The sequence below is a fragment of the Rhodococcoides kyotonense genome (assembly GCF_001645385.1).
Classification (GTDB): domain Bacteria; phylum Actinomycetota; class Actinomycetes; order Mycobacteriales; family Mycobacteriaceae; genus Rhodococcoides; species Rhodococcoides kyotonensis_B.
Genome location: NZ_LVHI01000038.1, coordinates 16,601 through 40,448 on the forward strand (window position 1 = coordinate 16,601; position 23,848 = coordinate 40,448).

Consider the following 23,848-nt stretch of genomic DNA (forward strand, 5'->3'; position numbering starts at 1 on the left):
GGTGCGCCGAGAGCCTGAAGAGAAGTCACAGAACTGCTGTGACGATTGGAGGAGAACTAACAACGAGGAAGGCGCGCACAGCCGGAACGAACCGGCTAGTACGCACCCTCCTCTGTCAGCGTCGTGCTGGCAGTCAGGCCTTCCAGACCGCCACCATCGCGGGTCGCGGCTGCGAGCTGCCGCCGTCGGGCCAGTGCGAGATGGGGTTGTCGGCCGACGCCTCGTCGAACTCGCCCGGGTGCTGCACGGCGACGACGACGCGCTCGTCCTGGATGATCGGGCCGCACGTCTCGGCGCCTGCGGGGACGGTCAGGAACTGACGGGTCTCGCCGCGACGCTCACCGTCGAGCACGACGGCGAACAGGCCGTCGTTGGACTCGAGGGCGTTGCCGTCGGTGGAGATCCACAGGTTGCCCTTGCTGTCGAACGCGAGGTTGTCCGGGCAGGAGATCGGGCTGACCTGGCTCTTGTCGAAGCCGCCGAAGTAGGTGTCGGCCTCGTTCGGGTCGCCGGCGACGATGAGCAGGTTCCACACGAAGGATGTGCCCGCGTGGTCGTCCTCGATCTCGAGGACCTGACCGTTCTTGTTCTTGTTGCGCGGGTTGGCCTCGTCGGCTGCTGCCTTGCCCTCGGTGCCGCGGTTGGTGTTGTTGGTCAGCGCGACGTACACCTTGCCGGTGACCGGGTTCGGCTCGAAGTCCTCGGGGCGGTCCATCTTCGTCGCGCCGACCTTGTCGCCTGCCTGACGCGTGAACACGGCGACCTCTTCGGCGGACATGCCGTCGACGAGGGACTCTCCGCGTCCGTCCTCGTTCGTGCGCAGGATCGGGATCCACTCGCCCTTGCCCGCGAACTTGCCGGACTCGGGAAGCGTTCCGCTGCCGTCGATCTGGTCGGGAGCATCGCCGGTGAGGACGGCGACGTACAGGGTGCCCGCGTCGAGGATGCGCATGTTCTCGCGCATCGCGGCCTGTCCGTTGCCGGGCATGACCTTTCGGCTCGAGACGAACTTGTACATGTAGTCGAAGCGCTCGTCGTCACCGCTGTAGGCGACGACCGTGCCGTCGTCGGTGACGTAGATAGTCGCGGCCTCGTGCTTGAAGCGTCCGAGGGCGGTGTGCTTGATCGGGGTCGAGTTCGGATCCCACGGATCGACCTCGACGACGTACCCGAATCGGTTGACCTCGTTGGGTTCCTGCGCGATGTCGAAGCGCTTGTCGAAACGTTCCCACTTGCGGTCGCTGCCGGCCCCTTCGATGCCGTAGCGCGCAAGGCGTTCTGCCGCAGCGGGATCCGTGACCGTCTCGGCGTTGCCGAAGTACTGGTTGAAGTTCTCCTCGCCGGACAGCACCGTGCCCCACGGCGTCAGGCCGCCGGAGCAGTTGTTGAACGTACCGAGCACGCGGGTGCCCGTCGGGTCGACCGACGTCTTCAGCAGGTCGCTACCCGCAGCGGGGCCGGTGACGAGGAACTCGGTCGTGCCGGTGATACGACGGTTGTACTGGCCGAACGCGGGAGTCAGCTTTCCCGAACCGGATTCGCCGTTGACCTGCACGACCGACAGGCCGTGAGCGGCGAGGCCGATCTCGAACTGCTCGCGGGTCGGGTTCTCCTCGTCGTATCCCTTGAACAGGAACGGCTCGGTCGTGTACTCGTGGTTGACGACCAGGAGGTACGCGTTCGGGGTGCCCTCGATCGGCAGCAGGCCCGCGAAGTCGTTGTTGAAGCCGAACTGCATGGCCTGAGCCGCAGCGGTCTGGTTGTCGAAGTCGAACGCCGGTGCACCCTCGACGACCGGGTCGCCCCAGCGAAGGAACACCTGCTGCTCGTAGCCCTCGGGGACGACGACGGCGTCCTCGGTGTTCGGCGCGACCGCGGTGAAGTCGACACCGTCGACCTCGGGAGCGGTGGTGCTGCCCGACGCTGCGGTGGTCGTGGACGAGTCGTCGCTGCTGCACGCTGCGAGTACGCCGCCCGCACCGACCGCAACAACTGCCATCGCACCGCCGCGCAGGATGCCGCGCCTGGTCATGGCCGTCTTGACGATGTCACCGAAGTACTGCCCCTTCGAGGTGTTCGGGACCTCGTGGAAGCAGGCGTCGCCGCACTTGTACTTGCAGGTCATGTTGGAGCGTGCGGAGCTTCCGTCGTGCACCGCGAACAAGGGTAGTGGCTTCATGACTCGGCACAGTGTCAGTCAAAAGCAAAGGTAAAGGAACGTCTCGGTTACGCCGGGACCAACGGGAGGCGCCTTCGGCGCACGTGCACGAAAATACATAGCCCGCTATGTATTTCTATGCACATGGCGAAGCCGCCCGAAATCTCTGGGCGAAATTCCGTGCGCGGTGGTGAACGCCCGGGTGAACGCGGACATGTGCGCGTACCCTAGCCGTCGGGCGACGACGCTCGGCGCGACACCCAGGTGAAGTTGATTGCGCGCGTGCGTCATTCGTGACAGCGCCCGCCACCTGGGGTACGTCGATCCCGTCTCGGTGCGAAACTCCGTGCGCAATCGGCGTTCGTCGACGCCGAGTGTCGACGCCCACTCGGCGAGCGTGCGTGTGTCGGCCGGATGCCTGGCGATCGTGGCGGCCAATCGTGCGGCGAGGGATGTGGTCGGCGCGCCGGTGTCGGACGTCGACGCCATCCAATCGAACAGGCTGGCGCTGTCGAACACTCGAGGCCGCAGCGTCGTGTAGGTGGACACGACCCGATGCAGTAGATACGGCTCGTCGGCACGGGTGAAGTGCACGTGCCCGCCTGTCGTCGACACATCCTGCGGTGACCGAAAACCGACAGGCAACAACAGAGAGCCCTCGTCGACGTCGATAGTATTGCGGACACCTGCGGGCAGGATGACTGCCTGCCCTTCGTCGAGCGGTACGACTCGCTCGCCGATCCGAGCGGTCCCACATCCTCGGTACATCCAGACCGCGACGTGCGCACCGTTCACGCGGGGCCACGTCGATCCCGCGGGTAACGTTGGTGCAGAAAGTAGTTCGACGTTCGGTATCGGTGCAGCTCGATACCGTCTCGGGCTCACGCCCATATGGGCCGTGAATGCTGTGGTGAAGCCGCTCACTGTCGAGAACCCGACCTCGTTCGCGATCCACCCGACGCTGCGACCATCGGCCAGATGACCGATTGCGGCAGCAATGCGCGCCCGAGTTCGCCACTGCGTGAACGAGAGTCCTGTCTCGTGAGCGAATCGTCGTTGCATGGTCCTGACACTGATCCCGGCAAAATCGGCGAACTCGGCGGGTGACCGTCGCGAGCCAGGGTCCCGGAGAATCGCCTGTGCGACGTCGAACGACTCCGCCGAACGCGGGAGCGGCGGAAGCGTCGACGTGCCGGGCGGGACGGACCCGGCAAGATTGGACCTGGCTGACGCGTCGCCGCGCAGGTATCGGAGGTTCAAGGCGAACTCGTGCACCAGGCCGTCGTCCCATTCCGGCGGGACGACGGCCTGCGTCACGACGGTCGGCTCGGTCGCAGGATCGGCACGCGGCAGCAGGATCGGGAATGCGACGGTCCCTGCTGCGGTGTTCATGCTGACGCGTCGACCTGCTGGAATTCGCACCGACGTGCCGGCCGGGACGTCGTAGGACGTGTCATCGACAGTCACTCGCGCCGTCCCCGTCATTGTCCAGAACAGCATCGAGCTCGGCGCAGCCGTCGTCTCGCCGCGGCATGGCGGTACTGGTAACACGTTGGCGCTCCCGGGCAACTTTTCGTACTTAGTTTTGGCTAACTTTACGTGCGTTCCACCCCTGAGCGAGAGAGACCGACGAATGCTTCGATCCACACGGGCGGCAGTCCCACTGTTCGCCGCCCTTCTTTTCGCGGGCTGCGCGACGCCCGAGAACCCGCCGGCGGGAAGCGGCGGCTGGTCCCGAACCGTCGAGCACGCCGCAGGCACAACCGAACTGACGTCGAAACCGACGCGCATCGTCTCGACATCGCCGTCGTTGACCGGGGCGTTGTTGGCGATCGGTGCCCCCGTCGTCGGCAGTGCTGCGACCACGCCGTCGGGTCTGTCGGACGACAAGGGCTTCTTCACTCAGTGGGCGTCCGAGGCCGATGCGCGCGGCGTCGAGGTCGCGTACGACGGGCTCGCATTGAACCTCGAGGCCGTGCAACTCCTCGAGCCGGATCTGATCATCGGGTCGTCGAACGGTGGTGACTCGACGCTCGACGCGTACGACCAGCTGAGCGCCATCGCGCCCACGGTGCTGATCGACTACGGCACGCCGTCGTGGGAGGACGTGACTCGCGAACTCGGTACGGCGACGGGGCTCGACGACGAGGCCGAGCGCGTCGTCGACGACTACGACGCGTGGGTCGCCGAGCAGGCCGCGAAAATCGCTCTGCCGGAACAGCCCGTCACCGCTCTCGTGTACTTGCAGGCCGACGGCGTCTGGGCATTCACGTCGGACAGTCCGCAGGGCAAGCTGCTGACCTCACTCGGGTTCACGTACAACGATCCACCCGCCGATCTGCAGACCCCGCGTCAGGGCGCGTCCGGCGTAGCGGTGGTCAGTCCGGAGAACTTGTCTGCGGCTTTCGCGGATTCGCGAACATTGTTCGCGGTGTCGATGGGGCCGGCGGATCAGGATCGTGCGTTGACGGCGGAACCGTTGTTGGCCAATCAGGTGGCAGTCTCGCAGAACCGCGTGTTCTCGCTCGGCACAGCAGCATTCAGGCTCGATTACTACAGCGCTATGCAGACAGTCGATCTGCTGGTGTCGCTTTTTCAGAAGGGGCGATGAGATGGCAGTACTACGCGAGAGCGCACACGACCGTGAGCTCGACGACACCGTCGCGCAGATCGAGGCTTTGGAGCGTCCGGCTCCGAGCATCCTGCGGTTCACCGCGCGACTGACGCAGGGAACCGAGAACCCGAATTGGTTGCGGCCCAATACCGCTCTGCGGATTCAGCTCGGCCCTGAGTTCGACGACGTGTCGCGGGTCTACACCGTTCGGTCGTTCGACGCGAAGTCGAGCTCGATGATGGTCGACGTCGTTCTACATGGCGAGGAGAGCCCGATGATGCGATGGGTGCATTCCCTGCAGATCGGTGACACGTTCGCGCTGACCGGTCCGCGGCCTCACTTCGTGGTGCCCGAGAAGGACCGGCGCGCAGCAATTTTCGCCGACGACACGGCCATCCCTGCACTGTTTGCGATCCTGCAGCAGTGGCCTGTCGGACGAACCGCCATCGGTTGGGTCGCCACCGACGACGCCGAGGCTTTCGACGAACTGCCCGATGTCCCGGGCGTCGAACTGCACCTGATCGGCAAGAACGACAGTCTGGCCGAGCAGGCTTTGCGACTCGAAACTCCTGCCGCACATGTGGTGTGGGGTGCCGGCGAGCGCGACGAGATGCGTGCGATCCGTAAGTTCTTCCGCACGACGCACGGACTCGAGAAGGACGATGTCGCGGTGTTCGGCTACTGGAAGCGCGGCGTGAGCACGACGGATATCGACAATCGCCGCCGGATCAATTACCAGAAGATCCTCGCGGCGGGTGGGACTCTCGCGGATATCGACGATCTGGAGATAGGCGACTGACGTCCCATGTGCACGAAAACACATAGCGGCCTATGTATTTTCGTGCACGTGCGCCGAAGGCGCCTACAAGACCTGCGACAGAAACTGCTTCAAGCGATCGGTGTGCGGATCGTCGAAAAGCTGCTCGGGCGTACCGGTTTCGACGGCCATGCCGTGATCCATGAACAGCACCTTGTTCGACACGGAACGGGCGAAACCCATTTCGTGCGTGACGACGACCATCGTCATACCACCGGATGCGAGGTCGGCCATCAACGCGAGAACGCCTTTGACGAGCTCGGGGTCCAACGCCGACGTGGCCTCGTCGAAGAACATGACCTGCGGCTTCATCGCGAGGGCACGGGCGATCGCGACGCGCTGCTGCTGACCACCGGACAGGTTGCCGGGCCGCGAATCGGCCTTGTTGCTCAGCCCGACGAGCTCGAGCTGTTCGAGCGCGGCCGCGCGAGCCTCCTCCTTGGACATCCCCTTGAGCTTGCGCAGACCGAGCGTGATGTTGTCCGCAACGGTCTTGTGCGGGAACAGGTTGAAGTGCTGGAAGACCATGCCGATGCGCTGACGTAGCTCGTCGGGATTGTCCCTGAGGACCGACTTTCCACCGAGCAGGATGTCGCCCTGATCGGGTTCGTGCAGCCGGTTCAACGCGCGCAGCAGCGTCGACTTGCCGGATCCCGACGGCCCGATGACCGTCGTGGTCCTGCCTGCGTCGACGTGTACGTTGACCCCGCGCAGCACCTTGTTGGTACCGAACGCGAGGTGAATGTCGGTGCCGGTCAACGACACTGATGTCATGTCTACCTCTCCACCACGAGCGAGACCTTGACCGGATCGAGGGTTCCCGAAGTGTCGGCCTTGCCCGAGCGCAGCCGCTTGTCGATGTAGTTGACCAGGTGCGTCAGCGGAATCGTCAGGATCAGATAGAACACGCCCGCCGCCAACAGAGGCGACAGGTTGCCGGTCTGTGCAGCGGTGTCCTGGCCCACTCGGAACAACTCGCGTTGCGACGCGAGCAGCCCGAGGAAGTAGATCAGCGAGCTGTCCTTGATCAGCGAGATGAACTGATTGACGGTCGCCGGGAGGACGCGTCGGATGCCCTGCGGGACGACGACGAGTGCCATCGATCGCCGATAGCTGAACCCGAGCGCTCGTGACGCTTCGAGCTGTCCGGAATCGACGCTCTGGATACCGGAGCGGAAGATCTCACCGAAGTACGCCGCCGCCATCAGCGACAGCGCAGCGATTCCGAGCGGGAACGGACTGCGGCTGCCGGTGAACTGCGTGAGCGTCGGCCCGAAACCGAGCCCGATCAACAGAATGACGACGGCCGCCGGGAGGCCACGGAACACGTCCGTGTACACCCGCGCAGGCCATCTCAGCCAGCGGGAGCGGGAGATGCCCGCCACCGCAAGCCCGAGTCCGATCACCGTACCGATCACCCCGGAGGACGCAGCCAAGATCAGGGTGTTCGGCAATCCGACGGTGATCAGCTTGGGAACGGTGTCCCAGATGAGTTCCCAATCGAAGAACGTGTCGTACAGATTCGACAGTGTGCTCATGTGAAATCGGTGAATCAGTTGGCAGGAGGCGTGGAAGCCTTGCTGCCCGGCTTCCAGTCGGACGGAACCTCACGGTCCGGGTACCACTGCTTCTCCAGCGTGGCCCAGGTGCCGTCGGCGACGACCGCATCGAGTCCGGAGTTCAGCGCGTCGATCAACGGCTGGTTGTCCTTCGCGACGGCGAATGCCGTGAAGTTCGTGGTGTTGATCGTCTTCTCGAGGATGGCGACGCCGTCCTCTGCCTTGACCTGACCCGATGCCTGCTGCGACGGGGCGACCCACGCGTCGATCTGTCCGGACTTCACGTTGGCGTACGCGGTGTTGTAGTCCGGGAACCGAACCGGCTCGATGCCGAGCGTGTTGGTGACGTAGTCGTCCTGCACCGTGCCCTGCACGACGCCGATGCGCTGCTGGTCGTCGAGCTCGGCGATCTTCTTGATGGCGTAGTCGTTCTTCGCGACCAGTGCCATCTCACCGAAGTCGTACCCGTTGGTGAAGCCGACGGTCTGGCGGCGAGCATCCGTCGTCGAGATGGACGAGGAGCCGGCGTCGTACACCTTGTTGTTGACGGCGGCGAGCAGCGCCGAGAACTCGGTGGCCGAGAACTCGACCGTCAGGTTCAGCTTTGCGGCGACGGCCTTCAGCAGCTCGTTGTCGAAGCCGGTGAAGTTGCCCGCTGCGTCGATGAAGATGTTCGGCGGCGCGTCGGACAGCGTGCCGACGTACAGCTTGCCCGGCTCGATCAGACCGAGGTTCGCGGTGTCGATCTGATCGAGCGGGGTGACGTCGTCCGTCGTGTACTTGTCCAGAGATGCCTGGTCGGAGCCCGCAAGCGCGTTCTCACCCGTCCCGCCGGAGCTGTTGTCGCTCGAACAGGCGACGGCCCCGAGCGTGAGTGCAAGCGTCGCAGCAATGGCTGCGATGGCACGGCCTCGTAAACGTCGACTGGTCACGGCGGAACTCCTCGATATGTGGATGAAAGACTCCTGAGGCTAGCGCGGCTGCGCTGACGTCCAGAAATCGGAGTGCGGTTGGAACCAACCAGCACCGACCGAATCGTATTCCGCCGCGAGCGGTCCTTGTGATCTAGCGGTGCGCGTCACGCCACGCGATGGCGTCCTTCACTTCGGTCAGGTCGTATTCAGGACCGCCCGTTCCGACGGTGAACAGCGTGGCACCGGCGTCGACGAAATCCTGCGCCTTGTCCGCCCCCGGCCAGGACACCGACCGAGCGATGGACGTGACGTCGCGGCCGACGGTCTCTCCGTGCCCCGCGAGGATGTCGGACTTGCGCTTCAGCTCGTCCAGATCGGCGAAGCTGTGCCAGATGTTCGCGTACTCCGCGACCAGCTTCAGCGTCTTCTTCTCGCCGCCACCACCGATGAGGAGGGGGATCTCACGCGTCGGTGCCGGGTTGCCGACCTTCAGGCGGTTCACGATGCGAGGCAGGTACTCGGCCAGGAGTTTCAGGCGCGAGCCGGGGGTGCCGAAGTCGTAGCCGAAGTTGTCGTAGTCCTTCTGATTCCACCCGGCGCCGATTCCGAGGATCAGCCGGCCGCCGCTCATGTGGTCGACGGTGCGGGCCATGTCGGCGAGCAGGTCGGGGTTGCGATAGCCACCGCCGGTGACGAGGGCGCCGATCTCGACGTTCGACGTCTGCTCGGCCCACGCGCCGAGCATCGTCCAGCACTCGAAGTGGGCGCCGTCGAGGTCGCCGTACAGGGGATAGAAGTGATCCCAGTTGAACACGATGTCGACGCCCGCGTCCTCGGAGCGCAGAACCGCGTCGCGGATGAGGCCGTAGTCGGGAGCATGCTGGGGCTGAAGCTGAACACCGATCTTCACAGTCATTCCGCCATTGTGCGCCCTAACGAATTTCCACACCCGCCTCGAGCATCGTCGCCCGTAGCAGAAAGCCTGCTTCCTGCCCGATGATCTCCTCGACGAGCGTCACGAAACGCTCGACGAATTCACCTCCGTGCGAGGGCAATTCGGTGTCGGGCGGTTCGAAGTGGTGGGCCAGCTCGTGCAGCACGACGAGCTCCCGCAGTGCCCACGCCTCGTTCCGGCGATGCAGGGGTACCGCGATGGTCTGCGTGTCCCGCTCGTAGTGCGACGCGCCCGCTCCCGACCGTTCTCGCACATGTACGACGCCTCCCGCATCCGGCCAGCGCTCGCGGACCCAGTTCAGTTGCAGGACCGCGTCGACGTAGGCCTGCACCGACTCGATCGACGCGAACTTCCGCTCGATCGGCAGCGTGATGGTCGACCCGTGAATCTGCACGGTGCGCAGGTTGCGCTCGTCGGCGCGGTCGAACATCAGACGCACCATGGTCTCCGCGTCGTACACCTTGGAGCGCTGCGCATCCTTCGTCTTCACCGGCGCGAGCTTAATGTCCTAGGTGTGTGCCGCGTTGTACTCCAGCGCGACGCCGACCCAGAAACGCACGCCGTCGCCCTCCAACGCGTCGGCCGACACGATGATCCAACTGTCTCCCATGTCGCGGCCGCCCATCACGGCCCGCCGTACGCCTGGCCGTGCCGTCAGTTCGTCGTTGCAGGCGGGGTCGATCTTCACGAGCATCTCGCCATCTGCATGCGCGCCGACGGCGATCTTGCCGCGGACCATGAACTCGAGGCCGCCGAACATCTTCTTCTCCACCACCGGTGGTTCCCCCGCCAGCGCGTCACGAATGCGATCTGCCAACTCCGCGTCGTAGGCCATGGAAGAGAGTGTGCGCCTGTTCGCCCGTCGGCGCTGGAAACTCGTAGCGCTCCGTGTGATCGCCCGACTGCACGACGACGGCCGCGAGCGTCGGCCTACCGGCGGGCAATATGCGCACCGTGATGGAACCCGATGTGGCGCAGCGTAAATGGCCGACGATGGCACCGCGGATCTCGTCGGCGACGGCGGTTTCGTACGGTCCGAGGCCACCGTCGTCGAGCAGGTGAACGGTGACGCCCCGTTCCCGCGCCGCCCGCGCGGCCTGGGCTATGTCCGGCACGTCGAGTGCCTTCGCGCGGATGCTGTCTCGCAAGGTGGCTTCGACGAGCACGGCTTCTCGACGAGTTGCGTCGTCGAGAGTGCGATCGGCGATGCGGCCGAGAAGGACGAACAAGGTGGTCGAGCCGTCGGAGCTGGCGTTCAAACTACTCGCGCATCAGCGCCCGAGCTGCCTGGTCGAGTGACCGATCTCGGTCTCACCGCCGAGCCGGGCCGCCCGGCCTGCTCGGTCGCCCGCCGAACGCGCGCCGCGGGAGTAGCCGGCGCCGGCGCTCTGACGCCTCCACGTGCCCCGTGCAGTCGACGTCGACGAGTAGTAGTCCTGTAGTTCGACTTCCTTGTTGCGCAGCGCGAGCGCGGTACCTGCGTCGGCCCTTTCCTCCGCGATGGCCGTGGCCTCGGCCTCCTTCTTCACCGCCTCCAAGCGCTTCCCGATGCGTTCGGCGAACGCCGTCTGGAAGTTGAGACGGGCCGTCACCGCGGCGACCGGCACTGTTTCCCGACGCTTGTATCGTCGTCGCCCGACCGTCTCGACGACCGTCCGCACCGCGGTCTCGCTGCGATAGGCACCCGATTTGATGTAGGCGTCCGACGCGCGAACCATCTGGATCAGCAGGCTCGAGTAGAGGGCCTCGCAGGTATCGATGTCGGAGTCGTAGCCATAGGCGAACACCTGCGTCGACGTCCTGGCCACGTCGCACTTGACGTCGTTGGCGAACGCGATGGACACGAAGAGATGCACGAACGTCTTCAGGCCGCGTTTGCCGGGCTCACCGATGGTGATGACGCGGTGCGACGGCGTCGCCTGCTTCTCACGGGACGCGCTGTGCGACCGCGCGACCGCGAGATCGATCGAAGCCGACGTCGCGAGCCGCTGCGCAGCCTCCATGAAGGCCTCGGCCTCGTGCGGGTTGTCGGTCGACTCCGCCTGCCGCAGCAGCCCGCCGATGCGGGTCAGCATCTTCTCGGAACTCACCCGCGTGACGGTACTCCCCGACACCGACAGCATTGTTGACCGATTCAGTGATGGCGTAATCACCCCTTTCGGGTGATTTGTGTGCCACAGTGCCTATCGACATGTGCGTGGGGGACGGCACATTCGGTGTTCCCGTGTGACTTCTCCCGCGCACACCACGTTGTACGAATCAAGTGGAGAGACAAATGGCGTCTTCGATCACGAAGGTAGCGGTGGCGGCGACCGCTGCGGCCCTGCTGACGATCACCGCATGTTCCAGTGACAGCGGCTCGAGCGATTCTGCGTCGGAAAACACCGACGGTCGCGGCCCCATCACCTACGTCGAGGGCAAGGACACCACCGAGACCGGTGTCGTCCGCCAGATCATCGACGAGTGGAACGCGGCCAACCCCGACGAGCAGGTCACGTTCAAGGAACAGTCGAACGACGCCGACCAGGCCCACGACGACCTGGTCCAGCACCTGCAGGCAGAGCAGACCGACTACGACGTCATGGCACTCGATGTCATCTGGACCGCCGAGTTCGCAGCCAAGGGCTGGCTCGTTCCGCTCGAAGGCGAGTTCGCACTCGACAACGCCGGTGTTCTCCCGGCCACCGTCGAGAGCGCCACCTACAACGGCACGCAGTACGCAGCACCGAAGAACACCAACGGCGGCCTGCTGTTCTACCGCAGCGACCTCGTTCCCGCTGCGCCCACCACGTGGGACGAGCTCACCGCGAGCTGCACTGTTGCGGTGGAGAACAACATCGACTGCTACGCAGGACAGTTCGCGTCGTACGAGGGTCTGACGGTCAACACGTCGGAGATCATCAACGCACACGGCGGATCCTTCGTCGGCGAGGACGGCACGACGCCGACCGTCGACAGCCCGGAGGCCAAGGCCGGTCTGCAGGCACTGGTGACGGCGTTCCAGAACAATGTCATCCCCGCTCAGGACACCACGTTCAAGGAGCCCGAGAGCCAGCAGGCGTTCGAGGACGGCAAGGCGCTCTACCTGCGCAACTGGCCGTACGTCTACGGCACCGCCGCCAAGGAAGGCTCGGCAGTCGCAGGCAAGTACGCGGTCGCACCGCTGCCCGGAGTCACCGGTGTCGGCACCTCGACGCTCGGCGGCTACAACGCCGCGATCAGCGCGTACTCGGAGCACAAGGCCACGGCTGCCGACTTCCTGCGCTTCCTGCAGGGCGAGCAGGCTCAGCGCATCATCGCCGAGGGCGCACTGCCTCCCGTGCTCGGCTCGCTGTACGACGACCCGGCCCTGATCGCCGAGATGCCGTACCTCCCGGCTCTGAAGCAGTCGATCGAGAACGCTGTTCCTCGCCCGGTCACCCCGTTCTACCCGGCCGTCTCGAAGGCCGTGCAGGACAACGCTTTCGCCGCTATCAAGGGTGAGAAGACCGTGGACCAGGCCATCGCGGACATGCAGGCCGGTATCGAGTCGGCAAGCTCGAACTGACGTCCTCTTTCTTCAGCAGGAGAATTCATATGGCTGTGCCTACTGGTGAAACCAGTGGGGCTGCACCGACGACCGCGGCCGGGGGGGATTCCCCCGGCCGCGGTCGACATGCACGCACCGAGAAGAAGCGCCGGTTCGGACTGACCTCCGGCCGGGCCTGGTTGCTGATTGCGCCGACACTGGTGATTCTGGCGATCGTCATCGCCTACCCGGTCATTCGAGCCGTGATCATGTCCTTCCAGAAAGACCAGGGGCTCGATCCCGCGACGGGAATGTTCGTCAAGGGCGGCAGTGCTGGATTCTCCAACTACACGCACTGGATTCTGCAGCAGTGCACGTCGGCGTCGGGCACGCTCGTGCCCTGTCCCCCCGGCACTCTCGGTTCCCAGTTCTGGGGAGCCGTCGGCAACACGGCCTTCTTCACGGTGGTGACGGTGGCCATCGAGGTCGTCATCGGATTCGCGATGGCCGTCATCATGGGCAAGACGTTCGCCGGGCGAGCTCTGCTGCGTGCGGCCATCCTGATTCCGTGGGCCATTCCGACGGCCGTCACCGCGAAGCTCTGGTACTTCATCTTCGCGTACGACGGAATCGCCAACAAGATTCTCGGAACCAACATCCTGTGGACCGGTGATGCGTGGCCAGCGCGGTTCGCGGTCATCATCGCCGACGTCTGGAAGACGACGCCGTTCATGGCGCTGTTGATTCTCGCTGGGCTGCAGATGATTCCAGCCGACGTCTACGAAGCTGCGCGCGTCGACGGTGCGTCGGCGTGGCAGCGGTTCACCCGGATCACGTTGCCACTCGTGAAACCCGCTCTGATGGTTGCCATTCTGTTCCGCACGATGGACGCGCTGCGCATGTACGACCTTCCGGCGATTCTCACCGAGGGCAATCCCGCGACGCGCACCATCTCGATCCTCGTCGTCGAACAGATCCGCCAAGGATTCAACAGCGCCGCGGCACTGTCGACCATCTCGTTCATCATGATCTTCATCGTCGCGTTCGTCCTGGTGAAATTCCTGGGCGCCAATGCGGTTGCGACGCAGGAGAAGCAGCGTAAAGGTGAGATCCGATGAAGACAGCACGCATCTACCTCGGTGTCGTGATCATCCTCGTCTGGGGTCTCGCGCCGTTCTACTGGATGGTCGTCACCGCGCTGCGCGATCCGCGCTACACGTTCGACACGACGCCCTGGCCGACGCACGTGACGATGGAGAACTTCTCCAACGCACTGTCGACGAGCAACGGCAACAACTTCCTGCGCGCCGTCGTCAACAGCCTGATCATCGGTGGTGTGACGACGCTCGTCGGTCTCGTCATCGGCATCTTCGCCGCATATGCTTTGTCCCGCATCGACTTCCGCTTCAAGTACATCGTCGTCGGCATCGTGCTGGGTGCGTCGATGTTCCCGGTCGTCGCCCTCGTGACGCCGCTGTTCCAGTTCTTCACCGATATCGGGTGGATCGGGAGCTACCAGGCGATGATCATCCCGAACATCTCGTTCGTGCTGCCGCTGACCATTTACACGCTGACGGCGTTCTTCGCCGAATTGCCGTGGGAGCTCGAAGAAGCCGCGCGCATCGACGGTGCAGGACGCTTCCAGGCCTTCCGTCTGGTGATGTTGCCCATGGCCGCACCCGCGCTGTTCACCACCGCGATCCTGGCCTTCATCGCCGCGGTCAACGAGTACCTTCTGGCGAGCCAGCTGTCGAGCGACAAGACCGAACCCGTCACCGTCGCGATCGCGCGGTTCTCGGGCAACGACCCACACGTCGTGCCGTACGCGGCGATCATGGCCGCAGGAACCATCGTCGCCATTCCGTTGGTCGTCATGGTGTTGATCTTCCAGCGCCGCATCATCTCCGGTCTGACCGCGGGCGGCGTCAAGTCGTGAGTGCTCAGGACCACCTGCAGCTCGTGGCGGGCATCCTCGGGTTCTTCGCGCTGATGGCGTTCGTCGCTGCGGTCGCGGGCATCGTGCGCGGTGAGCCGAGCATGATGGCGTCGGCGGTGCTGGTGGGCCTCCTGGCTGCACTCTGGTTCGTCGTGCGGCGGATCAGGGCCTGAGCTAGCTGCCCTGATCGGATGTCAGGGCTGGACCAGACGTCGTGCAGCGTCCAACAATTCGTGCCGATGTTCGGTGACCGTCGACGGCCTGTGCTCGACGACGTGGTGCAGCACGCCGTCCGACAAAATGCGAAGCCAGAGTGCACTACTCGCAGCCGTCCGGTCGACGCGCATGGTCTTCTGACGTTGCCCTTCGGAGACGATCCGAACAAGAGTGTCGTGAACGAGTTCTGTCTCGGCGTTCAACGCACTGGTCACGTCGTGGTGGTCGGGGACGGTGGCGAGAGCCGCCACGAACCCGGGAAGATCGCTGTCCGACGCGTCGGCAATCACGTACTCCGTCCACAATGCCAGCGCACCGTCGGCGTCGCGCGTCGCGTGCCGAGCGATGTCGTTCATCAGCTGTCGAATGCGCTCGAGGTCCCGCTGAAGTATGGCAACGAGAACAGAAATCTTGGTCGGAAAGTGGTGGAAGAACGTACCCGAGGACACGCCTGCAGCCGAGCAGATCTGCGCTGTGCTCGTCCGTTCGTATCCATCCTGGGCGATACAGCGATAGGCGGCGGCCACGATGTCGTCTCGTCGATCGGTGGAGCGCGCTCGTGGGGTCACCGATCGTATCCTCCGAATCATGATCGCTAGAGTGTTCGCTCTAGAGTATGTACTCTAGCGATCATGGTAGCGGAGGAATCGTCTGCGCTGGACATGTCGCGGAAAAGACTGCTGCTCAGCCTGGTCCTCGGGGCGACCGTGATCGTCGGCATCTACGGTCGTCCGCCGGACATCGAAATAGCAGGGCTGGATCTGCGATTCGGATCGAGCGGACCGTCGGCGGGCGATCCATGGAAGTGGTTCGGCGCTGCGCTGCTGCTGGTCGTCGTCGTCGCTGTCGAACGCCGTGGTCTCGGATCGCTGCTCATTCGTAGGCCGACCTCACGCGACATCGAATGGGTCTTGTACGCGTTCGGCGCAGTCATGTCGTGGGCCTGGCTGATAGGCCTGATTGCGCCACAGCGGAACAACGACGGCATCGAGACTGTCATCGCCCTCGGAGTGGTCGGCGTTCTGGCATTGATCGTCACCGCCGCCGTCACCGAGGAGATCGTCTACCGAGGATTTCTCGCCGAACGGCTCGGGGAGCTGTTCGGGGGTGGACAGGCCGCACGGTGGTTCGGGGCAGCCACGAGCCTGGCAATCTTCGTTCTACCGCACCTGGTGTTCTTCGGACCGTCGTGGCTGCTGCATCAACTTCCCGGCGCCGCCGCCATCGCCGCCATCGCCCTGGTGCGTCGCAATCTGCCGGCCGCAATGCTTCTGCACCTGCTGATCAACCTGCCCATGCTCATACCGACCGTCATGGGTGGATGACCCGTTCGCGACGGCTACTCTCCCTTCAACCGGGCAAGGGTGACGAAGATGGGCTCGTCGGCGTCGAGATCCACTTTCTTGCGCCGCAGAAACGCGTCGAGCACTCCCCACACGAGGTCGGTGACGTTGTCGACGAACTCGGCCGGCTGAGCGTCGGGTGCGTCGAGCCACAAGTCGGTCGCCGCGAGAAGAACCCCGACAGCGGCGCGGCAGGCGTAGTCGATGCCGTCGGTGTCCACGTCGACCGACTTCAAGATCGACGTCGCCACGCCTGTGAACCGATCGCTGATGTCGCGTCCGATATCGAGCGGCGGAGCGGCGCCCGAACCCTCTGGCGCCGAACGTGATTGGGCGAGAAAGCGGAACACGTTGGGATGCCTGGCCACGACCTGCGCATAACCGGTGATCGCATGTCTCAGCGCCGACGACGGGGCGTCGAGCAGGAAGTTGAAGTCCGACACGGCGAGCTCGTAGACCTCGTCGGCCATCCGCTGTGCGACGGCGCTGTAGAGATCGGCCTTGTCCGCGAACTGGCGGTACAGCCGTGGCTTCGTCGTGCCGGCCTCGCGGGCGATGTCGTTCATGCTCGGATTCGGGCCCTGGTCGTCGAGAACGCGAAAGGCAGCATCGACGAACTCTTCGCGGATGTGCGTCCTGCGGGCTTCCGGGTCTCGTGACGTCGGCATCGCACCATCCTAGGTGTTACCGCAGGTAGTCGTGGCGAAGCCTTGACACCGCCGTCGCAGATGGTGGATTGTCGAGTGAGCCGTACCGGCGGTAACGTTTATCGTACCGTCGGTAACAACGACCTGGAGTACGCATGACCATCGAGAGAGAACGGCAGATCACGTCGGTGCGCGTCGACGGTGCCGAACTGGCCGTGTTCGTCAGCGGCAACCCCACCGGACCGACGCTCGTCCTCGTACACGGCTGGCCGGATACCCACCATCTGTGGGACGGGGTCGCGTCGCGTCTCGCCGATCGCTTCCGTCTCGTCTCGTACGACACGCGCGGCCACGGTCGGTCCACCGGAACGGGAACCGTCGCCGAGATGCGGCTCGAGCAGTTGGCCGACGACTTCATGGCCGTCGTCGACGCGGTGGCCGGTTCGACGCCGGTACATGTGCTCGCCCACGATTGGGGGTCGATCCAGGTGTGGGAGGCGATCTGCGAACCGGGTGCCGAGGTGCGCGTCGCCTCGTTCACGTCGATCTCCGGCCCGAGTCTCGATCACTTGGGCAAGTGGATGCGGCAGGCGCCGTCGACTCCGAAAGGTCTGTGGCAGCTGTTCACTCAGCTCGTATCGGGTGCGTACACGCTGTTCTTCATGGCGGGAGCATTGCCGCGCGCGGTCTTTCGTGTGTTCGGCCGTCGCTGGACGTGGGCACTCGGCCTACGCCTGTTCGAGCGGGTTCCGGGGCGACACATTCATCTCGCGGATACCCTGCAGCAGGACATGATTCGCGGTCTTCGCATCTACCGCGCCAATATTCCGCGCAAGATCCTGCGTCCCGACGAGCGCTACACCCACGTTCCGGTTCAACTGCTCGTCCCGTCGCGCGACCCCGCTGTCCGGCCTGCGTCGTTCGCAGGAATCGATCGCTGGGTGGCCGACGTCAGCCGAACCGATGTGCGCTCCGGCCACTGGCTGCCGCTGAAGGACCCGGAACTGGTCGCCACCGCCACCGCCTCGTTCGTCGAAAGGAACTCGAAGTGAACGCCCATGAGCCAGGCGATATTTCGCTGCATGCACGCAATGTCTCGTTCGACTGGTCGAGCACGCCGCTGCACTGGATGCCGTCGGAACCCGTCGCGTCGCACACGGTCAGTGCGCTGAATCTGCTTCTGCCCGAGGGTGAGCGGTGGTTCTGCGCAACGTACACCGAGGCCCTGCCTCTGATCGCCGACGCGAAACTCCGCGAGGACGTGCTCGGATTCATCGGCCAGGAGGCGATGCACGCGGAGACCCACAACGTCGTGCTGTACGACTTTCTCGACGCGCACGGCGTCGACCCAAGGCCGTTCGCGGCGCACGCCGAATACCTGATGCGCAAGGTTCTCGGACCCCGACCTGCGTCGACGCCCACAGCGCAGAAGCAGCAACTGGTCGAACGCATCGCCTTGATCGGTGCCATCGAGCATCTGACCGCATTCCTCGGTGACTATGCGTTGAACTCTCGCTGGGACGAATTGGGCGGCGACGCAACGATGATCGACCTCTACCGGTGGCACGGGGCCGAGGAAGTGGAGCACCGCAACGTCGCACACGACGTCGCGATGTACTTCGGGGTCGGGTACTTTCGGCGCAACGTCGCGATGGTCATTGCGTTCGTCGCCTTCATGGTGCTGTTGCTGCGCGGCACCCGGTACATCGTCACCCAGGACGCGAGTATGAAGAATCGCGGGTACGTGAGGCTGTGGCTCGGCTGGCTGGGCGCGACGCGCCGCGGCGCGCTGCCGTCGCTGATGCAGATGACGAAAGGCGTTGCGCGGTATCTGAAGCCGTCGTACACACCGGAGAACGAAGGAAGCACGGCGCAAGCCGTTGCCTACCTCGCGAAGTCGCCCGCGGCTCGGGCGGCACACCGATGAACGTCGCGCTACCCGTTCCCGACGCCATCCCAGGCGACCTGTACGGACGTCGGGAGCGGGATCCGCTGCTCCGCGTGTTGGAACGATTGATGAACGCGCACATGCAGTCTCTGCGGCTCTGGCATCGAAAGGATGTCGTGGGCGAGCAGAACGATCGACGCATGTCCGTCGTCGTGGTCGGACGAACCGTCGAGGCGCACGACGAGAACGTCGTCGGTTTCGTGTTGGCAGGTGCAGGTGAGCTGCCGTCGTGGCGTGCGGGTGCGCACATCGACGTCGAACTGCCGTCCGGGCGACTGCGGCAGTACTCGCTGTGTGGCGACCCGGCGGACAGTACGACCTATCGAATTGCCGTGCGCCGCATACCCGACGGTGACGGCGGTTCGATCGAGATGCACGACGAGGTGAGCGTCGGCACGCAGCTGACGATTCGAGGCCCGCGCAATGCGTTCGCATTCGCGGTACCCGGGCACGGCTCCGACGCCGATCATCTGCACTTCGTCGCGGGCGGCATCGGGATCACGCCGATCCTGCCGATGGCGCGGCTGGCCCAGCGTCTGGGCGTCGACTTCTCGATGGTCTACACCGGTCGTAGCGAGGACTCGCTGCCGTTCCTCGACGACGTGCGCAGCTTCGGCGACCGTGTGTCGATCCGAACCGACGACGTGGACGGAATCCCCTCTGCGCAGACACTTCTCGAAGGTTCGACGCCGGCATCCGCGATCTATGCGTGCGGTCCGATGCCGATGATCGACAGCCTGCACCGCGGTGTTCACCCGGAGTCGGAGTTCCACTTCGAGCGCTTCTCGGCGCCGCCGATCGTGAACGGCGTACCGTTCACCGTGGTACTGAATCGCACCGGTGAGCGGATCACAGTGCCCGCCGACAAGTCGATCCTGGACGCGGTCAAGCCTTTTCGGCCCGACGTTGCCTATTCGTGCCGCCAGGGATTCTGCGGCACCTGCCGCGTGCCGGTCGAGGGCAGGCCCGACGGCATGCTGATCTGCACCGAGCGGACCGAGGGGGAAGAAGTGACACTGCACATGTGAGTGGGAATGTATAGCCCTCTGTACATTCCCACTCACATGCGACGAAGTCGCCTATGCGTCGATGATGAACGCCTCGAGCTGCTGACGCGCGACGTCGTCGGCGAGCTGCTTCGGCGGGCTCTTCATCAGGTACGCCGATGCCGGGATGACCGGTCCACCGATGCCGCGGTCGAGGGCGATCTTCGCCGCACGCACCGCGTCGATGATGACGCCTGCGGAGTTGGGCGAGTCCCAGACCTCGAGCTTGTACTCGAGGTTCAGCGGCACGTCACCGAAGGCACGGCCTTCGAGGCGCACGTACGCCCACTTGCGGTCGTCGAGCCAACCGACGTGGTCCGACGGTCCGATGTGGACGTCCTTGGTGTTGAACTCGCGCTGCAGGTTCGACGTGACGGCCTGAGTCTTGGAGATCTTCTTCGACTCGAGGCGGCTGCGCTCGAGCATGTTGAGGAAGTCCATGTTGCCGCCGACGTTGAGCTGCATGGTCCGGTCGAGCTGAACTCCGCGGTCCTCGAACAGTTTTGCCATGACGCGGTGCGTGATGGTGGCACCGACCTGGCTCTTGATGTCGTCGCCGACGATGGGAACGCCTGCGTCGACGAACTTCTGGGCCCAGACGGGATCGCTGGCGATGAAGACGGGCAGTGCGTTGACGAACGCGACGCCTGCATCGATGGCGGCCTGCGCGTAGAACTTGTCGGCCTCCTCCGATCCGACGGGGAGGTAGGACACGAGCACGTCGACCTTCGCGTCGCGCAATGCCTGTGCCACGTCGACGGCGTCGCCGTCGGCCTCGGTGATGGTCTCGCGGTAGTACTTGCCCAGTCCGTCGAGCGTCGGTCCGCGCAGAACCTGCACGTCCTTCGGCGCCACGTCGGCGATCTTGATGGTGTTGTTCTCGCTCGAGAAGATCGCGTCCGACAGGTCGAATCCGACCTTCTTGGCGTCCACGTCGAACGCGGCGACGAACTCGACGTCGCGGACGTGGTACTTGCCGAACTTGACGTGCATGAGGCCGGGAACGGTGACGTTCTCGTCCGCGTCCTTGTAGTACTCCACACCCTGAACCAGGGAGGCGGCGCAGTTGCCCACACCCACAATTGCTACGCGAATGCTGTTCTCACCCATGGTCGGGCTCTCCTTCTTTCGAAACGCTCTTCGGGTTCGATGTGTTCGACGGTCCCGCCTGTTCGGCTGCGATCACCTCGTTGAGCCAGCGAACTTCACGTTCACTGGACTCCAGACCGAGCTGGTGCAGCTGACGGGTGTAGCGATCGAGCGTGCCGTTGGCTCGGGAGATGGCCTCCCGCAATCCTTCTCGACGCTCCTCGACCTGGCGACGCCTGCCTTCGAGAATGCGCATCCGTGCTTCCGCCGGTGTGCGACTGAAGAAGGCGAGGTGAACGCCGAAACCGTCGTCTGTGTAGTTCTGCGGTCCCGTGTCCGCGACCAACTCGGCGAAACGCTTCTTGCCGAGTGGCGTCAGCTCGTAGACGCGTCGGGCACGACGCTTGACGAGCGCGTCGGGTCCAGCGTCTTCGGCGATGAGCCCGTCTGCTTGCAGACGACGCAGAGCCGGGTAGAGCGAGCCGTACGAGAACGCCCGGAAGGCTCCGAGGAGACCCGTCAGACGCTTACGCAGCTCGTATCCGTGCATCGGAGCTTCGAGGAGCAAACCGAGAATCGCAAGCTCGAGCATGCTCATCTCCTCCCCGACGCCGGAACCGCACAACCTGATGCGATTTCCGAGCATATACACAAAATGTATCGCGTCGATATATGTACATACATAGCGACAAGTTATCTTGTAAAGACATTAAAAACTAGTTGTCGACGCGTGAGACGTACGTCGGATTGCCCGAGAAGTCGGTCTCGACGCGCCCGCCCATGGAGTCCGGAGCCTCGACCGAGACCGAAATGCGTTGCAGACCACCGTCGTTGTCGATCTGCACCCAGTCGGCATTGCCCCTCGTGTCGCCGACGGTGGCCGGTGCTCCCGCGATCACCCCGGCGACGACGGCCGAGTCGAGCAGTGCCCAGTCGAAGGTCTGCTGAGCTTCGGCACGCAACGACGTGTCGGGCTGAACTTCGAACCCGCCGTGGACCATGACGCGTTCGACGCGTCCCTCGGCGTTCAGTCGGTAGATGTCGGCCCGGTTGTCCTCGTCGACTTCCAGCCTGAGCTCGACGACCTCGGAATTGCCGAATCGTTCGAGGTATCGCGCGCGGAAGTCGTCGAGGCCTTCGGCGGTGTCGAACACGAACGGCGCGGCGACGATCGGCGTCACCGACCCGGGCAGTGGCATCGACACCTCCGGCACCTGGGTCTGCGTCGGTTCCGCGGCAGCAGGTTCGTCGTCCGCGCTCGTCAGGATGACCGCTGCGGCCACGGCCAGGACGACGACCGCACCCGACGCCAGGAGCAGGGCGGGTCCCCGTCTCGACCGCGGCGGCGTCGGCTCCGGAAGGTCGACGTCGAGCTGAAGATCGGAAACGAGTGCGTGCAGTTCACCCAGAGTGACCGCTGCCCGCGCCGCGGCGGTGCGCGAATGATGTTCGTCGACGCTCAACTGCCCGTCGGCGTAAGCCTGATCCAGTGCGCTCGCTATGAGCCCACGGTCGATGTCGCGCGCTCGGAGTGCGGGGGCGCGGTTCTTCGGTGACAGAGCCACGGTCGCCCTACTCTCCGAATCGGAACGGATCGACGTACAGGAAGTTGCCCGACGGATCGACGTACATCATTCCTCGCTCCTCGTCCGTGTTGTCCGCGTTGATCAATACCTGCGGTCCGTCCGACGTACCGCGGATCTGAATGTTCAGGCTGTCGATCCTCGACAGGTTCAGACTGTCCGCCGCGCCGGCCACGACACCGGCGATCCTGGGCAGATCGAGCGTCGTGAGGTCGATCTGGCCTTGGTTCGCCTCGCGTGCGCTCGACCAGGTGTCGTCGAAGTCGTCGAGTTCGCCGTCGCGGAAGTCGTAGGACACCTGCTTCTGCGGCAGGCCGGGAGCCGGCATGCGGACGATCGCGTACCCGGGATACAGACCGAGACTGTCGACGACGGTCGTGCCGGTCTTCTCCGCCAGGGCGCGTGCGATGTCCGCCACGACAGCCGGGTTCTGATAGCCCATGTCTCCGTACGTCGACACCGGATCGCCGTCGGCAGCACACGACCGGATCCCGAACACCAGCGCGACGACAGCCGCGACCGCGGGCACCGCGACGGCGAGGCAACCGGTACGCGACGCACGCGCAGTTCGGACCGGGTGGGCGGGCTCGATCGGTGCCGACATCGGCGTCAATCGTGTCGTGCCCTGCAGGTCCTCGATCAGCGCGTGCAGATCGGCGAGAGTCTCCGCCTCGAGCGCGAGGTCGATGCGCGCCGCGTGTTCTGCATCGGACAGCTGCCCGTCGGCGTGGGCCTCGTCGAGTGTCGCGGCGGCGTCGGTGCGATCGACGTCGCGGGCCCGTGTCGATGGGGGCAGTCGTGTCGGCACAGGTGGAGCATAGTTTCCGCGGCCCCGATCGGACAGCTTCGACGGTGGCCGATCCGCATGTCCGCGGCCGCACGTACTCTGGTCAGCGTGCGACTTCAGCGACAGGTGGTGGACTACGCCCTTCAGCGACGGTCGCTGCTCGCCGAGGTCTATTCCGGCAGGACCGGCGTCAGCGCTGTGTGCGACGCCGACCCCTACCTTCTACGAGCAGCCAAGTTCCACGGGCGCGGAAGCGACGTGGTCTGCCCCATCTGCCGGAAGGAACAGCTCACGCACGTGTCGTGGGTGTTCGGAGAGAAGCTCGGTCCCCTGTCGGGGTCGGCACGCACGGCAGACGAACTGGTCCGACTCGCGGCGACTCAGGAGGAGTTCTCGGTGCACGTCGTCGAGGTCTGCCGATCCTGCAGCTGGAACCACCTGGTTCAGTCGTACGTGATGGGTGCAGTTCCAGCCCCCAAGAGACCGCGCCGGTCGCGGTCCGGATCCCGCCAACCGAACCGTCGCACCGCGAGCGAATGACACAATCGCTGCGATGATCGATCCGGTCGGCATACGGATGTGCCTGCCGCAACTACTGGAGACCTGTACGTGAGCAACCCCTACGACAACCAGTCGGGTGGTCGGCCTGGAGATCGCGATCCCAGGCGACCCGCTGATCAAGGCCCCGGCCGACGTCCTTCGGGCCCCCCACCGTCCGGTCCCCCTCC

General features: G+C 64.7%; 25 protein-coding genes and 1 pseudogene. 11 read left to right on the forward strand and 15 right to left on the reverse strand.

The genetic code is table 11. From position 1 onward, the window contains the following. Nucleotides 1-133: 133 nt before the first annotated feature. Complete coding sequence (locus A3K89_RS21745; RefSeq protein WP_068430621.1) at nt 134-2,179, reverse strand: PhoX family protein; 2,046 nt, start codon at nt 2,177-2,179, stop codon at nt 134-136. A gap of 105 nt (nt 2,180-2,284) precedes the next feature. Further along, entirely contained in the window at nt 2,285-3,625 is a 1,341-nt protein-coding gene (locus tag A3K89_RS21750; protein ID WP_254303628.1) for a helix-turn-helix domain-containing protein, read from the reverse strand. A gap of 166 nt (nt 3,626-3,791) precedes the next feature. Between A3K89_RS21750 and fepB the strand changes: the two genes are divergently transcribed. Both fepB and A3K89_RS21760 read left to right on the forward strand, forming a co-directional pair. Then, nucleotides 3,792-4,769 carry a Fe2+-enterobactin ABC transporter substrate-binding protein gene (gene fepB, locus A3K89_RS21755; protein ID WP_068430627.1) on the forward strand — a complete coding sequence of 326 codons (978 nt, stop codon included), beginning with the start codon at nt 3,792-3,794 and terminating at the stop codon, nt 4,767-4,769. 1 nt (nt 4,770) lies between these two features. Beyond that, the gene (locus A3K89_RS21760; protein WP_068430631.1) at nt 4,771-5,571 is read left to right on the forward strand and encodes a siderophore-interacting protein; all 801 of its coding nucleotides are present in this window, start codon (nt 4,771-4,773) and stop codon (nt 5,569-5,571) included. 63 nt (nt 5,572-5,634) lie between these two features. Here the strand turns inward: A3K89_RS21760 and A3K89_RS21765 are convergent, their stop codons facing one another. From A3K89_RS21765 to A3K89_RS21800, 7 genes and pseudogenes are all read right to left on the reverse strand, one after another. After that, nucleotides 5,635-6,363 (reverse strand): amino acid ABC transporter ATP-binding protein, encoded by a 729-nt coding sequence (locus A3K89_RS21765; protein ID WP_068430635.1) that lies wholly within the window; start codon nt 6,361-6,363, stop codon nt 5,635-5,637. Between the two features lie 2 nt (nt 6,364-6,365). Then, nucleotides 6,366-8,098: pseudogene (locus tag A3K89_RS26505) on the reverse strand (ABC transporter substrate-binding protein/permease). A 115-nt stretch (nt 8,099-8,213) separates the two neighbouring features. After that, on the reverse strand, nt 8,214-8,978 hold the full coding sequence (locus A3K89_RS21780; protein WP_068430644.1) for an LLM class F420-dependent oxidoreductase: 765 nt from the start codon (nt 8,976-8,978) through the stop codon (nt 8,214-8,216). Between the two features lie 16 nt (nt 8,979-8,994). Further along, complete coding sequence (locus tag A3K89_RS21785) at nt 8,995-9,507, reverse strand: TIGR04338 family metallohydrolase (RefSeq protein ID WP_302050743.1); 513 nt, start codon at nt 9,505-9,507, stop codon at nt 8,995-8,997. Between the two features lie 18 nt (nt 9,508-9,525). After that, nucleotides 9,526-9,852: a TfoX/Sxy family protein gene (locus A3K89_RS21790; protein WP_068430646.1), complete on the reverse strand. Its 327-nt coding sequence runs from the start codon at nt 9,850-9,852 to the stop codon at nt 9,526-9,528. Then, entirely contained in the window at nt 9,815-10,276 is a 462-nt protein-coding gene (locus tag A3K89_RS21795) for a hypothetical protein (RefSeq protein WP_068430649.1), read from the reverse strand. Before A3K89_RS21795 ends, A3K89_RS21790 begins: the two co-directional genes overlap by 38 nt. A gap of 12 nt (nt 10,277-10,288) precedes the next feature. Then, entirely contained in the window at nt 10,289-11,107 is an 819-nt protein-coding gene (locus A3K89_RS21800) for a DUF2786 domain-containing protein (protein ID WP_068430991.1), read from the reverse strand. Between the two features lie 185 nt (nt 11,108-11,292). On the opposite strand from A3K89_RS21800, the gene A3K89_RS21805 reads away from it, so the two are divergent. The 4 genes from A3K89_RS21805 to A3K89_RS26070 are packed head-to-tail and all read left to right on the forward strand — an operon-like array spanning nt 11,293 to nt 14,634. Beyond that, nucleotides 11,293-12,564: an ABC transporter substrate-binding protein gene (locus tag A3K89_RS21805; protein ID WP_068430652.1), complete on the forward strand. Its 1,272-nt coding sequence runs from the start codon at nt 11,293-11,295 to the stop codon at nt 12,562-12,564. 29 nt (nt 12,565-12,593) lie between these two features. Then, entirely contained in the window at nt 12,594-13,643 is a 1,050-nt protein-coding gene (locus A3K89_RS21810) for a carbohydrate ABC transporter permease (protein ID WP_174551489.1), read from the forward strand. Further along, complete coding sequence (locus A3K89_RS21815; protein WP_068430655.1) at nt 13,640-14,461, forward strand: carbohydrate ABC transporter permease; 822 nt, start codon at nt 13,640-13,642, stop codon at nt 14,459-14,461. The genes A3K89_RS21810 and A3K89_RS21815 overlap by 4 nt, the downstream gene beginning before the upstream one ends. Then, entirely contained in the window at nt 14,458-14,634 is a 177-nt protein-coding gene (locus A3K89_RS26070; protein ID WP_165839539.1) for a hypothetical protein, read from the forward strand. The genes A3K89_RS21815 and A3K89_RS26070 overlap by 4 nt, the downstream gene beginning before the upstream one ends. A 21-nt stretch (nt 14,635-14,655) precedes the next feature. Here A3K89_RS26070 and A3K89_RS21820 read toward each other — a convergent pair whose 3' ends face one another. Beyond that, nucleotides 14,656-15,246 carry a TetR/AcrR family transcriptional regulator gene (locus A3K89_RS21820; RefSeq protein ID WP_068430658.1) on the reverse strand — a complete coding sequence of 197 codons (591 nt, stop codon included), beginning with the start codon at nt 15,244-15,246 and terminating at the stop codon, nt 14,656-14,658. 63 nt (nt 15,247-15,309) lie between these two features. On the opposite strand from A3K89_RS21820, the gene A3K89_RS21825 reads away from it, so the two are divergent. Further along, nucleotides 15,310-16,002 (forward strand): CPBP family intramembrane glutamic endopeptidase, encoded by a 693-nt coding sequence (locus tag A3K89_RS21825; protein WP_068430661.1) that lies wholly within the window; start codon nt 15,310-15,312, stop codon nt 16,000-16,002. Between the two features lie 14 nt (nt 16,003-16,016). Here A3K89_RS21825 and A3K89_RS21830 read toward each other — a convergent pair whose 3' ends face one another. Continuing rightward, nucleotides 16,017-16,688, reverse strand: coding sequence for a TetR/AcrR family transcriptional regulator (locus A3K89_RS21830; RefSeq protein WP_068430664.1), 672 nt, complete (start codon nt 16,686-16,688; stop codon nt 16,017-16,019). Between the two features lie 134 nt (nt 16,689-16,822). Between A3K89_RS21830 and A3K89_RS21835 the strand changes: the two genes are divergently transcribed. Genes A3K89_RS21835 through A3K89_RS21845 form a run of 3 tightly spaced genes read left to right on the forward strand, consistent with a single transcriptional unit; the run spans nt 16,823 to nt 19,643 of the window. Then, nucleotides 16,823-17,719, forward strand: coding sequence for an alpha/beta fold hydrolase (locus A3K89_RS21835; RefSeq protein WP_068430667.1), 897 nt, complete (start codon nt 16,823-16,825; stop codon nt 17,717-17,719). After that, nucleotides 17,716-18,594, forward strand: coding sequence for a metal-dependent hydrolase (locus tag A3K89_RS21840; protein WP_068430670.1), 879 nt, complete (start codon nt 17,716-17,718; stop codon nt 18,592-18,594). Before A3K89_RS21835 ends, A3K89_RS21840 begins: the two co-directional genes overlap by 4 nt. Beyond that, nucleotides 18,591-19,643: a PDR/VanB family oxidoreductase gene (locus A3K89_RS21845; RefSeq protein ID WP_068430673.1), complete on the forward strand. Its 1,053-nt coding sequence runs from the start codon at nt 18,591-18,593 to the stop codon at nt 19,641-19,643. The genes A3K89_RS21840 and A3K89_RS21845 overlap by 4 nt, the downstream gene beginning before the upstream one ends. Nucleotides 19,644-19,694: 51 nt before the next feature. On the opposite strand, the gene A3K89_RS21850 is transcribed toward A3K89_RS21845, so the two are convergent. From A3K89_RS21850 to A3K89_RS21865, 4 genes are all read right to left on the reverse strand, one after another. Next, entirely contained in the window at nt 19,695-20,771 is a 1,077-nt protein-coding gene (locus A3K89_RS21850) for an inositol-3-phosphate synthase (RefSeq protein WP_068430677.1), read from the reverse strand. Further along, nucleotides 20,764-21,342 (reverse strand): PadR family transcriptional regulator, encoded by a 579-nt coding sequence (locus tag A3K89_RS21855; protein ID WP_068430997.1) that lies wholly within the window; start codon nt 21,340-21,342, stop codon nt 20,764-20,766. Before A3K89_RS21855 ends, A3K89_RS21850 begins: the two co-directional genes overlap by 8 nt. 124 nt (nt 21,343-21,466) lie before the next feature. Further along, complete coding sequence (locus A3K89_RS21860; RefSeq protein ID WP_254303629.1) at nt 21,467-22,315, reverse strand: DUF1707 SHOCT-like domain-containing protein; 849 nt, start codon at nt 22,313-22,315, stop codon at nt 21,467-21,469. 7 nt (nt 22,316-22,322) lie between these two features. After that, nucleotides 22,323-23,141, reverse strand: a complete 819-nt coding sequence (locus tag A3K89_RS21865) for a DUF1707 SHOCT-like domain-containing protein (RefSeq protein WP_254303630.1) — start codon at nt 23,139-23,141, stop codon at nt 22,323-22,325. A 57-nt stretch (nt 23,142-23,198) separates the two neighbouring features. Here A3K89_RS21865 and A3K89_RS21870 point away from each other — a divergent pair, with 57 nt between their 5' ends. Next, nucleotides 23,199-23,660, forward strand: a complete 462-nt coding sequence (locus A3K89_RS21870; RefSeq protein ID WP_068430680.1) for a DUF5318 domain-containing protein — start codon at nt 23,199-23,201, stop codon at nt 23,658-23,660. Nucleotides 23,661-23,848: the final 188 nt, after the last annotated feature.

What these genes read in the sequence shown, in the direction of transcription:
- A3K89_RS21745 (WP_068430621.1), bottom strand. Translation starts at nt 2,179, where the DNA reads ATGAAGCCACTACCCTTGTTCGCGGTGCACGACGGAAGCTCCGCACGC.
- fepB (WP_068430627.1), top strand. Translation starts at nt 3,792, where the DNA reads ATGCTTCGATCCACACGGGCGGCAGTCCCACTGTTCGCCGCCCTTCTT.
- A3K89_RS21760 (WP_068430631.1), top strand. Translation starts at nt 4,771, where the DNA reads ATGGCAGTACTACGCGAGAGCGCACACGACCGTGAGCTCGACGACACC.
- A3K89_RS21765 (WP_068430635.1), bottom strand. Translation starts at nt 6,363, where the DNA reads ATGACATCAGTGTCGTTGACCGGCACCGACATTCACCTCGCGTTCGGT.
- A3K89_RS21780 (WP_068430644.1), bottom strand. Translation starts at nt 8,978, where the DNA reads ATGACTGTGAAGATCGGTGTTCAGCTTCAGCCCCAGCATGCTCCCGAC.
- A3K89_RS21790 (WP_068430646.1), bottom strand. Translation starts at nt 9,852, where the DNA reads ATGGCCTACGACGCGGAGTTGGCAGATCGCATTCGTGACGCGCTGGCG.
- A3K89_RS21805 (WP_068430652.1), top strand. Translation starts at nt 11,293, where the DNA reads ATGGCGTCTTCGATCACGAAGGTAGCGGTGGCGGCGACCGCTGCGGCC.
- A3K89_RS21810 (WP_174551489.1), top strand. Translation starts at nt 12,594, where the DNA reads ATGGCTGTGCCTACTGGTGAAACCAGTGGGGCTGCACCGACGACCGCG.
- A3K89_RS21815 (WP_068430655.1), top strand. Translation starts at nt 13,640, where the DNA reads ATGAAGACAGCACGCATCTACCTCGGTGTCGTGATCATCCTCGTCTGG.
- A3K89_RS21825 (WP_068430661.1), top strand. Translation starts at nt 15,310, where the DNA reads ATGGTAGCGGAGGAATCGTCTGCGCTGGACATGTCGCGGAAAAGACTG.
- A3K89_RS21830 (WP_068430664.1), bottom strand. Translation starts at nt 16,688, where the DNA reads ATGCCGACGTCACGAGACCCGGAAGCCCGCAGGACGCACATCCGCGAA.
- A3K89_RS21835 (WP_068430667.1), top strand. Translation starts at nt 16,823, where the DNA reads ATGACCATCGAGAGAGAACGGCAGATCACGTCGGTGCGCGTCGACGGT.
- A3K89_RS21845 (WP_068430673.1), top strand. Translation starts at nt 18,591, where the DNA reads ATGAACGTCGCGCTACCCGTTCCCGACGCCATCCCAGGCGACCTGTAC.
- A3K89_RS21850 (WP_068430677.1), bottom strand. Translation starts at nt 20,771, where the DNA reads ATGGGTGAGAACAGCATTCGCGTAGCAATTGTGGGTGTGGGCAACTGC.
- A3K89_RS21855 (WP_068430997.1), bottom strand. Translation starts at nt 21,342, where the DNA reads ATGCTCGAGCTTGCGATTCTCGGTTTGCTCCTCGAAGCTCCGATGCAC.
- A3K89_RS21870 (WP_068430680.1), top strand. Translation starts at nt 23,199, where the DNA reads ATGTCCGCGGCCGCACGTACTCTGGTCAGCGTGCGACTTCAGCGACAG.